This is a genomic window from Pseudomonas sp. SWI36 (assembly GCF_002948105.1).
GTDB classification, from domain to species: domain Bacteria; phylum Pseudomonadota; class Gammaproteobacteria; order Pseudomonadales; family Pseudomonadaceae; genus Aquipseudomonas; species Aquipseudomonas alloputida.
In genome coordinates this window covers 1,174,671-1,188,121 of the sequence record NZ_CP026675.1, presented here as the reverse complement: position 1 = coordinate 1,188,121, position 13,451 = coordinate 1,174,671, and the positions used below count along the sequence as shown (strand labels likewise).

Below are 13,451 nucleotides of genomic sequence, written 5' to 3'. Positions count from 1 at the left end.
GGCATGCCGACCTATCGCTACCAGGCCGTTGACCTCGCCGGCAAATCGCACAAGGCCAGCCTGCAGGCTGACAGTGAACGCCACGCCCGCCAGCTGTTGCGCGAGCAGGGCCTGTTCGCCCGTCAGTTGCAGCGTCATGAAGCCGGCAGCCGACAACCCCGACGCCAGCGCCTGAGCCGCGCCCAGCTGTGTGAGCTGACCCGTCAGCTGGCCACCTTGACCGGGGCCGGCATTCCCTTGGTCGATGCCCTTGCCACCCTTGAACGGCAACTGCGTCAGCCTGCCTTGCACAGTGTGCTGGTGGCCTTGCGCGGCTCGCTGGCCGAAGGCCTGGGCCTGGCCCGCAGCCTGGCCCGGCAGGGCGCACCGTTCACTGGCCTGTACTGCGCGCTGGTCGAGGCCGGCGAACGTTCCGGGCACCTGGCCCAGGTGCTGACCCGCTTGGCCGACCACCTGGAGCAGGTGCAACGCCAGCAACACAAGGCCCGCACAGCGCTGATCTACCCCGCTGTGCTGATGGGTGTGTCGCTGGCCGTGGTGATTGGCCTGATGACGTTCGTCGTGCCCAAACTCACCGAGCAATTCGCCCATGCCGGGCAAAGCCTGCCGCTGATCACCTCGTTGCTGATCGGCCTGAGCCAGGGGCTGGTGCACGCCGGGCCCTGGTTGTTAGGGGTGGCGCTGTTGCTCGGGGGGCTGGCTGGCTGGTTGTTGCGCAAACCGCACTGGTGCCTGCGTCGCGACCAGCTGCTGCTGCGCCTGCCGCGTATTGGCAACCTGCTGCAGGTGCTGGAAAGCGCGCGTCTGGCGCGCAGCCTGGCGATTCTCTGTGGCAGTGGCGTGGCCCTGCTCGAAGCCTTGCAAGTGGCCACCGAAACCATCGGCAACCGGCGTATCCGCCTGGCCATGGAGCAGGTGCGCCAACACGTGCAGGGCGGCACCAGCCTGCACCGTGCGCTGGATGCCAGCCAGCAATTCCCGCCGCTGCTGGTGAACATGGTTGGCAGCGGCGAGGCCAGCGGCACCCTGGCCGACATGCTCGAGCGCGTGGCCGACGACCAGGAGCGCGGCTTTGCCCGCCAGGTCGATACCGCCATGGCGCTGTTCGAACCCCTGATGATCCTGGTGATGGGCGCCGTGGTGCTGTTCATCGTGCTGGCGGTGCTGCTGCCGATCATGCAACTCAACCAGGGCCTGCAATTGTGACGACAAGGAGTATAGCCATGCAGCATCGACGTAACCGCCAACGCGGCTTCACCCTCATGGAAATCATGGTGGTGATCTTCATCATCGGCCTGCTGATTGCCGTGGTGGCGCCCAGCGTGCTGGGCAACCAGGACAAGGCCATGAAGCAGAAGGTGATGGCCGACCTGGCCACCCTGGAGCAGGCGCTGGACATGTATCGCCTGGACAACCTGCGCTTCCCCAGCAACGAACAGGGCCTGGCCGCGCTGGTCAAAAAGCCGGCTCAGGAGCCGCTGCCTCGGGCCTGGCGCAGTGATGGCTACGTGCGTCGCCTGCCGGAAGACCCGTGGGGCACCCCGTACCAGTACCGCATGCCCGGCGAGCATGGCCGGGTCGATGTGTACTCGCTGGGCGCCGATGGCCTGCCGGGCGGCGAAGGCCAGGATGCCGACCTGGGTAACTGGGCGCTGTAACGGTGCGTCATCAGCGCGGCTTCAGCCTGATCGAACTGTTGGTGGTACTGGCCATTGCCGGGCTGGTGACCGGGCTGGCGGTGGCCGGTCTTGGCAACGGCCAGGCCAGTGTCGAGCAGGCCCTGCAACGGCTGGCGGTCGAGGTCCGCAGCCAGGCCGCGCTGGCCCGGCATGCGGGGCAACTGCGCGGGCTGCGCTGGAATGGCCAGCGCCCGGAGTTCGTCCGCCGCGAGGGCAATGCCTGGGTGGTCGAAGCGGTCCCGCTCGGCGACTGGCCCAAGGGCCTGCACCCGGACTGGCCGGCCAGCCCGCAACCGCGCGTACTGTTCACGCCGCATGGCTGGGCGCAGGCGGGTAGCGTGCGCTGGCGCTGGGCCGATGGCAGTCAGCAATGGGCTTGGAGCCGCACCGATGGCATGTGGTTAGTGCCATGAGGCAAGCACAGCGAGGTTTCACTCTGCTGGAGGTGACCGTAGCCCTGGCAATCGCTGCTGTGCTGGCGGTGATCACCAGCCAGGTACTGCGCCAGCGGCTGGCAGTGCAGGACAACCTGCAACAGCACCGCCTTGGCCTGTTGTGCGCGCGTGAGCTGCAAGCCCGCTTTGCCGTCGAGCAGTACTGGCCCGGCGAAAACCAGGTAGCCGGCGAGCTCGGCCAAGGTGGCCAAAGGTGTCACTGGCAACTGCAACTGCGCCGCACCGGCGTGCGAGACCTGCGCCGTGGCGAACTGCAATTGTTCGCCGACCGTGACCAGCGCCTGCCACAGGGCCAGTACACCGTGTTTCTGGAGCGCCCATGAAACACCGCCAAACCGGCCTGACCCTGATCGAACTGATGGTCGCCCTGGCCCTGACTGCCGTGCTCGGCATCATGCTCGCCGCGCTGGTCAATGGCTGGCTGAAGGTTCGCGAACGCCTGCAGGACACCACTCGGCAAACCCCGGTGCTGGACTTTTGCCTGGCCCTGGAGCGGCGCTTCGACAGCCCGGTGCTGCGCCGTGTCTACGACCAGCGTCTGCCGCTGGCCAGCCGTTGGCTGGACTGGCAGCCCGCCAGCAACCAGTTGCTGTGGGTCGCCAGCACCGGCCTGCCGGCAGCCGAAGGTGGCTCGCGCCTGCAACGCCAGCGCCTGCGGTTCGAGGCCCGCGAGCAACGTCTGTTGCTGGAAAGCTCGGCGGACTTGTACGCCGCTGTCGCCCCGCGCTGGGTACAGCGCGAACGACTCGACCAGGTCAGTGCCATGAACGTTCTGTACTACCAGGGCGGCCGCTGGCTGGCCTGGCCTTCTGACCAACCGGTGCACCCAGGCCGTGGTGTGCGTCTGGAACTGCTGCGTGATGGAGCCCCCTATGTCTGCACCTTCGCCCTTCCATGGGGGCGCTCATGAAACTTGAATGGCGGCGGCGTACGCCGGCCCAGGCGTGGCTGCTGCTGCGCCCGGGTGCTGTCTGGCACTGGGCACTGGTTCAGGACGGTATTTTGCAAAGCGAGGGGCAGGGCGAGCCACCGGCCAACCCGCAGGCCCATGTTGCGCTGGTTCTGCCTGCCGAGGCGTGCAGCCATTTTCGCGTGCCGGCCCCGCCCGGGCTCAAGCGCGAAGAGTGGCCTTTGCTGCTTGAGGATCGCTTGCTGCAGGCCCCGCATGAGGTGGCCTGTGCTTGCCTGGCCCGTGAACCCGGGTACCTTCGTCTCTTGGTAGTGGCGCGTCAGCAGCTGGATGACTGGCGTGGCCAATGTGCCGAATGGGGCTTGCAGACGGTACGTTGCTGGACGGAGCTACAGTTGCTGCCATCACCCGAGCCAGGATACGCCTGGCAATGGCAACGTACCCCCGGCATGTCGCTCTACAAAGGCTTGGCCGAAGATGGACAGGAGCACTGGCTGGCGTGGCCTGATGCCTTGGGTGGCGTGCCGCAGCCACCGTGGGCAGGGCTGCACAAAACGTCGCTGAGCGGCAATTGGCCAACCGTATTTGCGCCGCTCGACACAATGCCCGGCCTGTTCGACCGCGCCCGCAAGGTGCGCTCGTTGCCGGCGGCGTCCCGCCAGCAGCAGCGGCTGCTGGCAGCTTGCCTGGTGCTGGCCACCGTTTGGGGTGGCCTGTGGTTGAGCCAGCAATGGCGTCAGGCACAACTCTGGCGTAGCCAGGTCATTGCCGTGACCGGGGAGCAGGCCAGCCCTCGGCACGCGGCACAGGCCCTCAAGCGCCTGCGCGAGAGCGTACTGCAGCAGCAACTGCGTACACGTCAGCTCGACGACCTGCAGGCTCGCTTGCAGACCTGGCTGCGTGACAACCCCGGCTTGCGCCTGCAAGCGGTGCGCTTCGATGGTCAGCGTTGGCACCTGCGCCTGGAGGGCGAGGGCAGTGCGCCGCCATGGCCTGATATGGCGGCTGCCGCTGGCGCCACAGTGCAGGTTCAAGATGGCCAAGTGATCTTCGACCTGGGAGCAGCCTCATGAACCGCGACTGGCTGCAGCGTCATCGCATCACGTTCGCCTGGGGACTGATCGCCCTGCTGCTGGCCTTCCTGGCCCTGCGCGAAGGCGTTGCGCAATGGCGCGTGCTTGGCCAGTGGCGTGTGCTGGCCGAACAGGCGGCCAGCCTGCAAGGCGGGCCCGGTTTGAACCTGGAGCGGCTACGTCAGTCGGCTCAGGCCCGTGGGGTCGAACTGATCGAAGTCGATACGCAAGGCAAGGCCTGGCAACTGCGCGGGCAGGTGGCCGATGAGCGCATGCTGCAAGGCTGGGTGCAGAGCCTGCGTGCAGAAGGCGCATTGCCGTTGCAATGGGGGCTGGAGCAGCAGGGCAAGGCTTTGCGATTCGACCTGGTGGTGCAGCCATGAGCCGCAGTGCAGCAATGGCCTGGGTGTTACTGGTATTCGTGCTCACGCTGTTTATCGAGCTTCCGGCCAATTGGGTGGTGCGTGCGTTCGGCCTGCCGGTACGCGATGTTGGTGGAAGCCTCTGGCAAGGGCAGGCACAACAATGGGGGCCGGTCGGGCCTTTGCGCTGGACGGTGCAGCCCTGGCGCTTGCAGGCCAATGCGCAAGTGGGGTTCCAGGGCCAGGCCTGGCAGTTGCGCGCAGAAGGCTGGCCTTGGCAGTGGCGGCTGGAGGCATCAGCCAAGGGGGCTTTGGCGACGGTCTCGACGGATTATCGCCTGGCCGGCCAGTGGCAGGGGGGGGTGAGGATGCAGGGGGCAGGGCGCCAATGCCAGGCCAGTGAAGGCCGCGTGATCGTAACCGACCTAGCCCTCAGCGACCCTTGGTCCCTGGGCCTTGGGCACGGCTGGCTGGAAATGGATTGCCGCAGTGGCTGGCATCTGCGCGGGCAGTTGGCGCAGCAAGGGCAACATCAACTGACCGTGGACGCCGACCTGCCAGGACGCCGGGCGCAGGTGGTGTTCCAGCTGCAGCCTGAAGCGCAGCTGACGCCATTGTTGCGTGGGGCCCAATGGCTTGGACCGCAGGCCCTGGCGGGGCAGCGAGACCTTCGTTGGTAAGCAACAACGTGGCGCGGCCCCCTGTAGATAGCTGTTGGCGGTCGAGCTTTTCTGAGGTGCTTGGGGCTGAACCGCTTGGTCTTATCAAATGGTTTAAACCGCGAAGCAGGCTGCGCTTTGCGTGGCACCGGCTGCGCCGGTGTTCGCGGGTGAACCCGCTCCTACAACGGCCTGTGCCCAACCACCGATTTGTGCCCAACCGCCGATTTGTGTCCATCCCCGATCAGTGTAGGAGCGGGCTTGCCCGCGAAGACGGCAGATCAGGCAATCACGATCACTCGTCGTCCGCAGTCCCGTTGGCCCGCCAGTAGGCTGCAGCCTTTAGCGCGTCTTCCTTTACCCCTTTCTCCAGCAACAACGCCTTGGCCTGGCGAGTCAGGGCTTTTTCCAGCGCCACCCAGGCATACAGCCGGCCTTGCGGCAAGCTCAGGTTACGCACCAGTTCCAACAAGTCTTCCTCTTGGCGACGTACCCAGATCACTTCCACCTGCGCCTTGCTTGGCAGCGGCTGGCGCTCGTGCTCGTCTTCGATCTGGATCACTGCCAGCACCTGGCGGCCCGCCGGCAACTCCTCCAGCCGACGGCCTATGGCCGGGATGGCAGTTTCATCACCGATCAGCAGGTAGCTGTCGAAAATATCCGGCACCACCAGCGAGGCCCGTGGCCCTGCGATGTCCAGGGTGTGCCCGGGCGCGGCTTGCGCGGCCCAGGTAGAGGCAGGGCCGTCGCCGTGCAGCACGAAGTCGATGTCCAGCTCATGTGCCACCAGGTCGATGCGCCGTGGTGTGTACTCGCGCATGGTGGGCCGCGCGCCACCGTCCTTGCCCAGATTACGGGCCTCGATGGCCTGTCGTTGCTCCGGCGTTTCGGCGAACAGCAGCTTGATATGGTCGTCGCTGCCCACGCTGGTAAAGCCTTGCAGCTCGGCACCCCCCAGGGTGATGCGGCGCATGCGCGGGGTCAGCTCGGTGACCCGCAGCACCTGCAGACGGCGCTGGCGGATCTCGTGGTTTACGCGGTGAATGGTGTCACTCATGGGGCGTCTCCCTGAAAGGTTCGGTGGGCCCGGAGGCGATGGCCTTGGCGGTATGGTTGAGCAGGTCACGGACCCGTTCGATTTCTTCCGCTGTCCAGCGGCCGCTGTGCATGTGCAGTGCATGGCGCAGGTTGCCGACCGCTTCATGAATCTCTGGCGGGCGGTCGTGGCCGCGCAGGGCGCGTTTGCTGACCTCGATGCGCATGCGCACGCCATCCAGGGCCACTGCCTGATCCGCCAAGGCGCTGCGGCCGGCATCGGTGATGGCGTAGAGGCGCTTGCTGCCTTGTACCTGGCCGCTGATCAGTTCGGCCTCTTCAAGGAAGTTCAGCGTGGGGTAGATCACCCCTGGGCTTGGGCTGTAGCTGCCGTCGAACAGATTTTCGATCTGGCGGATCAGGTCGTAACCGTGGCCGGGCTGCTCGGCCAGCAAGTCCAGCATCAGCAGCTTGAGGTCACCCGGGGCGAAGACACGCGGGCCGCGCTCGCCACGGGCGGGGCGCCGCTCGAAGGGATCATGAGGGGGATGTTCGCGCATAGGAATAGGGCTCCGTCGTTTGCGATATATCGTAAGATATTACTCAAGATATATCTAAAGACAAGCCCTTCAATGCTGATGATTATCATCTACTGCGTCGATGTGTTCCCTGCCGGTGGCGGTGTGTGCAGGGCAACCTGTGGCGGCTTGCACTCATTCGGGTTGCCCGGCTGCAGGTAAGGCATGAGGATCGGTGCCATGCCCTTGAGCACCTGCACTGGCAGCGCCGAAGTAAATTTGAACGCTTCTGCCGTGCGGCCCGGCACGAAGGCGGTCAGCGTGCCGAAATGGTTGTCGCCGAGGAAGAACACGAAGGTGGCGGTGCGGTTCAGCGAGCGTGAGCCGATCAGCCGGCCGCCGGCGCCGAAACTCTCGATTCGGTTGTCACCGGTACCGGTCTTGCCGCCCATCACCAGCGGCGTGCCGTCCTGCAGCTTGAAACTGCCGGAAATACGCCGCGCGGTACCTGCATCGACCACTTGCGACATGGCGCCTTTGAGTGCACGCGCCACTTCGACTGGCAGAATTCGCACGCCCCGGTCCGGGTCTGTGATCAACTTGGTCTCGTAGGGTGTGTTGGCTGCAAAGTGCAGGGTGTCGATGCGCAGGGTAGGCAGGCGAACACCGTCGTTCTGGATGATCCCGACCAGTTCTGAGAGGGCAGCGGGGCGGTCGCCGGAGCTGCCGATGGCGGTGGCCAATGAGGGCACCAGGTGGTCGAATGGATAGCCCACGCGTTTCCAGCGTTGGTGGATATCGAGGAAGGCTTCGATTTCGACCATGGTGCGGATGCGGCTGTCACGGGCGCCCTGGTGGCGGCTCTTGAACAGCCAGCCGTATACCTCCTGGCGTTCGAAACGACTGGCGTTGATCATCTCGGTCAGTGTCGAGCTCGGGTTCTTCAGCAGGTAGCCAAGCAGCCACAGGTCCAGCGGGTGGACCTTGGCGATGTAACCCTGGTCGGGCAGGTCGTACTTGCCGGGGCCGTAAGCTACGTACATCTCGGACAGACGGCCATCGGTCAGTTTGCCCAGCACGACCTTGTCACCCTTGAGGTGGGCACGCACGAACGCGTTGAAGGTTTCCTGGCTTGCCTCGGGGAACAGGTAGCGGTGTACCGCCGCCAACCGTTGTGGGGTCACGCGCATGCTGTCGAGGAAGGTGTCCAGGCGTTGTTGCGAGGTTTTACGCTGGTACTTCTTCCAGAAGCGCATCAGGTAGTTGGTGCCTTCCTTGTCGGCAAAGCGCGCAAGGTACTCCTGGCGGCGCGGGTCGGCATCGTCCTTGAGCAGCGGCACGCGATTGTACGGCTGCTGGTAAGTCACGTAGCGCACCAGGTCGCGCATCAGGCGGATGAACGGCAGGTTGATCGACTCGCGCAGTGCATCCTTGAGTGTCGGGTTGCGGTTGTTGTCTTCCTTGCGGAAGTTGTTGAACACATGCATCCCGCCACCGGTGAAAAACGCTTCACCGGTGTTGGCCGAGTACTTGCGCTCGAGCGCGGCGTCGAGCATGGCGTCAAGGCTCTGGTTCTTGCTGTTCTGCGCCAGCCATTCCAGCGACCATTGCGTGATGCGGTCGAGTTCAGCCACTTCGACCTTCTTCAGCTCGGCGGCAGGTTTGCCAGCGTACTTGTCGTGCAGCTCGGCGATAATTTCAAGGTAGGTGGTCAGCACCCGCAGCTTGGCGGTTGAGCCCAGCTCCAGCTTGCTGCCTTCGTTGATGTCGAAGGGCTGGTTGGTGCTGTCGGTCTGCACCCGTACCCGCGAGCCATCGGCGGTGCGTTCGAACAAGGTGAAGCTGTAGCTCACCTGGTCGGTGGTCTTGGCAGTGAGCAGCCGCTCGCCGATCAGGCCGATCTGTGCGGCAAACGCCGGGTCGGCAAGGTTTTTCAGGTACTGGCTGATCTGCAGCTGCAGGTCGGCCTGCAAGGTACTGGTGGCTGACAGGTCGAGGCGGTCGAGGTCGTACAGCGGGCGATTGAGCATGGCCGACAGGCGGTTGCGTGCCAGGCTGATGCCCTTGTTGGTAATGATCGGTACGATGGTCGGCTGCGCGACCCAGTCGCGGTACACCGCCTTGCTGGCCAGCGCGGCATCGGCCAGCGGCTGATCGATGACCTTGTTGGCGGCGAGCACGCGGATGTGCGCGTCGGTCAGTTCGGCCAGCTCGACCCGGCCCTTGGACAAGTAATGCGAGGGGCGGCGCTGGGCAATCATCAGCGACAGCACCTGGCGCAGGGCCAGGCCGCGTGCGGCCATGCTCTCGGGGTCGGTGGCGGTGGCGTTCAGGGCCTGGTTGACCTGGTCGAAGTCGGCGCCGTACCACACCCGCAGGCCCTCGGCCATGCCATGTACCTCACCATGCCCAGGCACAGCCGACAGCGGTACGCTGTTGAGGTAGTCACGCACGATGCGCTGGCGTGCCTCGGTGGTGTCGGGACCGCCCTGGTAGGCACGCACGCTGGCAGAAATCATCTGCCGGATTTTCTCCGCGCCCGACACCGTCAGGCCGTCGGGTGAGTGGCGATATTTCTCCAGCTGCGTGGCCAGGGTGCTGCCGCCGGCAGACTGGCCGGGCAGGGCCAGGTACTTGGCGACCTGGCTGTAGGCGGCCTTGGCAAAGCGTGGCCAGTCCACTGCCGGGTTGTTACGTGGGTCCTGGGTATCCAGCAGGTCGCGGTTTTCGATGAACAGCAAGCTGTTGACCATCACGGGAGGGATCGCTGCAAAGTCCGGGTACAGGTGCTGGGGGTAGTTGTACTGGTACAGCGTGTCGCCGCGGCAGTCGGTGATCGACAGGCCGGCCTGGATTTTCTCGATATAGGGCGCGAACAGCCCATGATCGACGTAGTTCATCAATGCGGGTGAGAACTTCACCTGTTCGCTGATGAGGTAGTCGCGCTTGAGCAGGCGTGGCAGGAATTCACCCAGGGCGCTATAGCCCAGGCGTTTGTCGAACGGCCCGTCACCGGGGTAGATGATGGCATCGCTGGGACCGGGTTGCAGCGAATAGGTCAGTGTACTGGCCAGTTTGCTGAACTCGCGCGATTGCAGTTCAGAGGTACGGAATTCGTCATACGCGGCAACACCGATGGCAACCAGCGCCACCAGCAGGATGAGGATGATCAGCCGCCACCATAGCCGACGCTGACGGGGGGACTTGGGTTGTGGCGTCTCGGCCGGAGGTATCTCGGGTGCTTCCGTTCTGCTTGGTTCCGATTGCCACAGTGCGCCCATAGTCTTCTATCCGGCCAAGTATTTTCGTCTTGCTTGTCTGAAGCTTAGACGTTGAGTGGATAGGGTGAAAAATTTGTAAGAAGAAGGAAAAAGTCATGTGGGGCTATGCGGCTTTGGTGTGGGTTCCTTCAACGGACGATGTTGCTATGGTGCCTTGGCGATTCGTGGGGCACGTTGAAGCCCCAGAGTTCTAGCCAAATTTCAGCACATATACAGTGAAAACACCTACAACGGTCTTCCTATACTGCTCGCCCCCTTCGCCCTGCCGGGCGCTCTAGTCCGGCACATGGGCCGGCCCACAAGGCCAGCCTGGCAAGCCAACGCCACGCCTATCGGCATGGTAGCGGCTGCACGAAGGTCAAATCCAATAACAAAATGAGGTTGTATTGCTATGCCAGTCGGCAACCACTCTGCCCACGGCCAGGCCACTGAAGGCGGCCCGCTCAAGCGTGAACTGGGCGAACGGCACATCCGCCTGATGGCGCTGGGCGCCTGTATCGGTGTCGGTCTTTTCCTCGGTTCGGCCAAGGCGATCGAAATGGCCGGCCCGGCCATCATGTTGTCCTACATCATCGGCGGCCTGGCCATCCTGGTGATCATGCGCGCCCTTGGTGAAATGGCCGTGCACAACCCTGTCGCCGGCTCGTTCAGCCGTTATGCCCAGGATTACCTCGGCCCATTGGCGGGCTTCCTGACGGGCTGGAACTACTGGTTCCTGTGGCTGGTGACCTGTGTTGCCGAAATCACGGCAGTGGCCATCTACATGGGCATCTGGTTCCCCGACGTTCCGCGCTGGATCTGGGCCCTGGCGGCGCTGGGCAGCATGGGCGCGGTCAACCTGGTGGCGGTGAAGGCTTTCGGTGAGTTCGAGTTCTGGTTCGCGCTGATCAAGATCGTCACCATCATCGCCATGGTTCTTGGCGGCATCGGCATCATTGCCTTCGGCTTTGGCAATGACGGTGTGGCAGTGGGGATCTCCAACCTGTGGAGCAACGGCGGTTTCATGCCCAATGGTGTGACCGGCGTGCTGATGTCGCTGCAGATGGTGATGTTCGCCTATCTGGGTGTGGAAATGATCGGCCTCACCGCCGGTGAAGCACGCAACCCGCAAAAGACCATTCCGCAGGCCATCGGCTCGGTATTCTGGCGCATCCTGCTGTTCTACGTCGGTGCGTTGTTCGTGATCCTGTCGATTTACCCGTGGAACGAAATCGGTAGCCAGGGCAGCCCGTTCGTCATGACCTTCGAGCGCCTCGGCATCAAGACCGCTGCCGGCATCATCAACTTCGTGGTCATCACGGCGGCGCTTTCGTCGTGCAACGGCGGCATCTTCAGCACCGGGCGCATGCTCTATAGCCTGGCACAGAACGGCCAGGCCCCGGCGGCCTTCGCCCGCACCTCGAAGAACGGCGTGCCACGCAATGCGCTGCTGCTGTCGATCGGCGCGTTGCTGCTGGGCGTGCTGGCCAACTACCTGGTGCCAGAAAAAGTCTTCGTCTGGGTGACCTCGATCGCCACCTTCGGTGCGATCTGGACCTGGGTGATGATCTTGCTGGCGCAGTTGAAGTTCCGTGCCGGCCTTACCACTGCCGAGCGCAAGGCACTGAAGTACCGCATGTGGCTGTGGCCGCTGAGCTCGTATCTGGCACTGGCCTTCCTGGTGCTGGTGGTGGGGCTGATGGCGTACTTCGAGGATACGCGTGTGGCCCTGTACATCGGCCCGGCGTTCCTGGTGTTGCTGACAGTGCTGTATTACACGTTCCGCCTGGCGCCGAAAGACGCGCAAGGTGTGACGAGTACAGCCTCCTGACCTGACGTGGGGCCGCTTCGCGGCCCCAGCGTTCTCTCAGGCCGCCACTTCGCTGTGCGGCTCGAAACTGTCCGCCCGGGCCAGTTGCCACATCCGCGAATAGAACTGCCCGTTCACCTCGCCGGTCAGCAGCTCGCCTGGCTTCAAGAACACATGCATCTGCGAGAACAGCTTGATTTCGGTGGCCGAAATGCGCCGCACCAGGTGCTTGGCCTCCAGTTGTGCCGGATGCTCCAGGCCCGCCGCCGCCAGCATTTCTGCCAAGGCACGCAACGTGTTGTGGTGGAAGTTCAGCACCCGCTGGGCTTTGTCGGGCACCACCAGCGCACGCTGGCGTAGCGGATCTTGCGTGGCCACACCGGTCGGGCACTTGTTGGTGTGGCAGCTTTGCGACTGGATGCAGCCGATGGCAAACATGAAGCCGCGTGCCGAGTTGGCCCAGTCGGCGCCAATGGCCAGCACGCTGGCGATGTCGAAGGCGCTGACAATCTTGCCGCTGGCGCCCAGCTTGATCTTGTCGCGCAGATTCAGGCCGACCAGGGTGTTGTGCACGAACAGCAGGCCCTCACGCAGTGGCACGCCGATATGATCGGTGAACTCCACGGGCGCTGCGCCGGTGCCGCCTTCCTTGCCATCGACGACGATGAAGTCGGGCAGGATGCCGGTTTCCAGCATGGCCTTGGCGATGCCCATGAATTCCCACGGGTGGCCCAGGCAGAACTTGAACCCCACTGGCTTGCCACCGGACAGTTCACGCAACTGGGCGATGAACTGCATCATTTCGATCGGTGTCGAGAAGGCGCTGTGGCGCGACGGTGAGATGCAATCCTCGCCCATCAGCACGCCACGGGTTTCGGCAATTTCCTGGGTGACCTTGTGTTTGGGCAATATGCCGCCATGGCCGGGCTTGGCGCCCTGGCTCATCTTGATCTCGATCATGCGCACCTGAGGGCTGCGCGCCTGGGCGGCGAAACGTTCGGGATCGAAGCGCCCATCTGGCGTGCGGCACCCGAAGTAGCCGCTGCCCAGTTCCCACACCAGGTCACCACCGTGCTCGCGATGGTAGGGGCTGATGCTGCCCTCGCCGGTGTCATGGTGGAAATTGCCCAGTTTGGCGCCCTGGTTGAGCGCACGGATGGCATTGGCGCTGAGTGAGCCGAAACTCATGGCCGAAATGTTGAAGATCGACGCGGAATACGGCTGGCTGCACTGCGGCCCACCGACGATGACGCGGAAGCTGGCCGGGTCGGCCAGCGGTGCCGGGCGCATGGAGTGGCCGATGAACTCGAAACCGGATTCATATACGTCGATCAGGGTGCCGAAAGGTTTGTCCGAGGCTTCGTTCTTCGCCCGGGCATACACCAGCGAGCGCTGGGCGCGAGAGAAGGGCAGGGCATCGCTGTCGGACTCCAGCAGGTATTGGCGGATTTCCGGGCGAATGGCCTCGACCAGGTAGCGGATGTTGCCGAGAACCGGGTAGTTGCGGCGGACGGCGTGGCGCTGCTGCAGCAGGTCGAACAGGCCGATCAGGCTGAGAATGCCTGTGGTCAGGGTGAACGGCCACAACCATTCGTGGTGGCTGAAGGGGAGGCTCGCCAAGGTGAACAGCACACAGGCGGCGAAGAAGGCATAACGACTGAGAAGTGACAGGCTCATACAGGGTCCTTGC

Annotated in this window: 13 protein-coding genes; 9 read left to right on the top strand and 4 right to left on the bottom strand. The window is 64.1% G+C overall.

Annotation, left to right across the window (positions count from 1 at the left end; all coding sequences use genetic code 11):
• The first annotated feature begins 3 nt into the window (after positions 1-3).
• The 8 genes from gspF to C4Q27_RS05830 are packed head-to-tail and all read left to right on the top strand — an operon-like array spanning position 4 to position 5,159.
• Positions 4-1,206 carry a type II secretion system inner membrane protein GspF gene (gene gspF / locus C4Q27_RS05865; RefSeq protein ID WP_104886617.1) on the top strand — a complete coding sequence of 401 codons (1,203 nt, stop codon included), beginning with the start codon at positions 4-6 and terminating at the stop codon, positions 1,204-1,206.
• Between the two features lie 17 nt (positions 1,207-1,223).
• Complete coding sequence (gspG, locus tag C4Q27_RS05860; RefSeq protein WP_003254997.1) at positions 1,224-1,658, top strand: type II secretion system major pseudopilin GspG; 435 nt, start codon at positions 1,224-1,226, stop codon at positions 1,656-1,658.
• 2 nt (positions 1,659-1,660) lie between these two features.
• Positions 1,661-2,092, top strand: coding sequence for a type II secretion system minor pseudopilin GspH (gspH, locus tag C4Q27_RS05855; RefSeq protein ID WP_104886616.1), 432 nt, complete (start codon positions 1,661-1,663; stop codon positions 2,090-2,092).
• Positions 2,089-2,457: a type II secretion system protein GspI gene (locus C4Q27_RS05850; RefSeq protein WP_104886615.1), complete on the top strand. Its 369-nt coding sequence runs from the start codon at positions 2,089-2,091 to the stop codon at positions 2,455-2,457. Before gspH ends, C4Q27_RS05850 begins: the two co-directional genes overlap by 4 nt.
• The gene (locus tag C4Q27_RS05845) at positions 2,454-3,044 is read left to right on the top strand and encodes a type II secretion system protein J (RefSeq protein WP_104886614.1); all 591 of its coding nucleotides are present in this window, start codon (positions 2,454-2,456) and stop codon (positions 3,042-3,044) included. The genes C4Q27_RS05850 and C4Q27_RS05845 overlap by 4 nt, the downstream gene beginning before the upstream one ends.
• Entirely contained in the window at positions 3,041-4,117 is a 1,077-nt protein-coding gene (locus C4Q27_RS05840; RefSeq protein ID WP_256600030.1) for a type II secretion system protein GspL, read from the top strand. Before C4Q27_RS05845 ends, C4Q27_RS05840 begins: the two co-directional genes overlap by 4 nt.
• On the top strand, positions 4,114-4,500 hold the full coding sequence (gene gspM / locus C4Q27_RS05835; protein ID WP_064493215.1) for a type II secretion system protein GspM: 387 nt from the start codon (positions 4,114-4,116) through the stop codon (positions 4,498-4,500). Before C4Q27_RS05840 ends, gspM begins: the two co-directional genes overlap by 4 nt.
• Positions 4,497-5,159 (top strand): general secretion pathway protein GspN, encoded by a 663-nt coding sequence (locus tag C4Q27_RS05830; protein ID WP_104886612.1) that lies wholly within the window; start codon positions 4,497-4,499, stop codon positions 5,157-5,159. Before gspM ends, C4Q27_RS05830 begins: the two co-directional genes overlap by 4 nt.
• Before the next feature lie 274 nt (positions 5,160-5,433).
• Here the strand turns inward: C4Q27_RS05830 and C4Q27_RS05825 are convergent, their stop codons facing one another.
• The 3 genes from C4Q27_RS05825 to C4Q27_RS05815 all read right to left on the bottom strand — a co-directional run bounded on the left by C4Q27_RS05825 (position 5,434) and on the right by C4Q27_RS05815 (position 9,972).
• Complete coding sequence (locus C4Q27_RS05825) at positions 5,434-6,195, bottom strand: siderophore-interacting protein (protein WP_104886611.1); 762 nt, start codon at positions 6,193-6,195, stop codon at positions 5,434-5,436.
• A complete protein-coding gene (locus C4Q27_RS05820) occupies positions 6,188-6,733 on the bottom strand; it encodes a PadR family transcriptional regulator (protein WP_064492339.1) in 546 nt (181 codons plus the stop codon). Before C4Q27_RS05820 ends, C4Q27_RS05825 begins: the two co-directional genes overlap by 8 nt.
• An 89-nt stretch (positions 6,734-6,822) precedes the next feature.
• Positions 6,823-9,972: a transglycosylase domain-containing protein gene (locus C4Q27_RS05815; RefSeq protein ID WP_104886610.1), complete on the bottom strand. Its 3,150-nt coding sequence runs from the start codon at positions 9,970-9,972 to the stop codon at positions 6,823-6,825.
• A gap of 391 nt (positions 9,973-10,363) precedes the next feature.
• Between C4Q27_RS05815 and C4Q27_RS05810 the strand changes: the two genes are divergently transcribed.
• Positions 10,364-11,782: an amino acid permease gene (locus C4Q27_RS05810; protein ID WP_003254987.1), complete on the top strand. Its 1,419-nt coding sequence runs from the start codon at positions 10,364-10,366 to the stop codon at positions 11,780-11,782.
• Between the two features lie 36 nt (positions 11,783-11,818).
• On the opposite strand, the gene C4Q27_RS05805 is transcribed toward C4Q27_RS05810, so the two are convergent.
• A complete protein-coding gene (locus C4Q27_RS05805; protein ID WP_004575669.1) occupies positions 11,819-13,438 on the bottom strand; it encodes an FMN-binding glutamate synthase family protein in 1,620 nt (539 codons plus the stop codon).
• Positions 13,439-13,451: the final 13 nt, after the last annotated feature.

Coding starts and splice junctions, on each gene's coding strand:
- C4Q27_RS05845 (WP_104886614.1), top strand. CDS start 2,454: ATGAAACACCGCCAAACCGGCCTGACCCTGATCGAACTGATGGTCGCC.
- gspM (WP_064493215.1), top strand. CDS start 4,114: ATGAACCGCGACTGGCTGCAGCGTCATCGCATCACGTTCGCCTGGGGA.
- C4Q27_RS05830 (WP_104886612.1), top strand. CDS start 4,497: ATGAGCCGCAGTGCAGCAATGGCCTGGGTGTTACTGGTATTCGTGCTC.
- C4Q27_RS05820 (WP_064492339.1), bottom strand. CDS start 6,733: ATGCGCGAACATCCCCCTCATGATCCCTTCGAGCGGCGCCCCGCCCGT.
- C4Q27_RS05815 (WP_104886610.1), bottom strand. CDS start 9,972: ATGGGCGCACTGTGGCAATCGGAACCAAGCAGAACGGAAGCACCCGAG.
- gspG (WP_003254997.1), top strand. CDS start 1,224: ATGCAGCATCGACGTAACCGCCAACGCGGCTTCACCCTCATGGAAATC.
- C4Q27_RS05840 (WP_256600030.1), top strand. CDS start 3,041: ATGAAACTTGAATGGCGGCGGCGTACGCCGGCCCAGGCGTGGCTGCTG.
- C4Q27_RS05850 (WP_104886615.1), top strand. CDS start 2,089: ATGAGGCAAGCACAGCGAGGTTTCACTCTGCTGGAGGTGACCGTAGCC.
- gspF (WP_104886617.1), top strand. CDS start 4: ATGCCGACCTATCGCTACCAGGCCGTTGACCTCGCCGGCAAATCGCAC.
- C4Q27_RS05805 (WP_004575669.1), bottom strand. CDS start 13,438: ATGAGCCTGTCACTTCTCAGTCGTTATGCCTTCTTCGCCGCCTGTGTG.
- C4Q27_RS05810 (WP_003254987.1), top strand. CDS start 10,364: ATGCCAGTCGGCAACCACTCTGCCCACGGCCAGGCCACTGAAGGCGGC.
- C4Q27_RS05825 (WP_104886611.1), bottom strand. CDS start 6,195: ATGAGTGACACCATTCACCGCGTAAACCACGAGATCCGCCAGCGCCGT.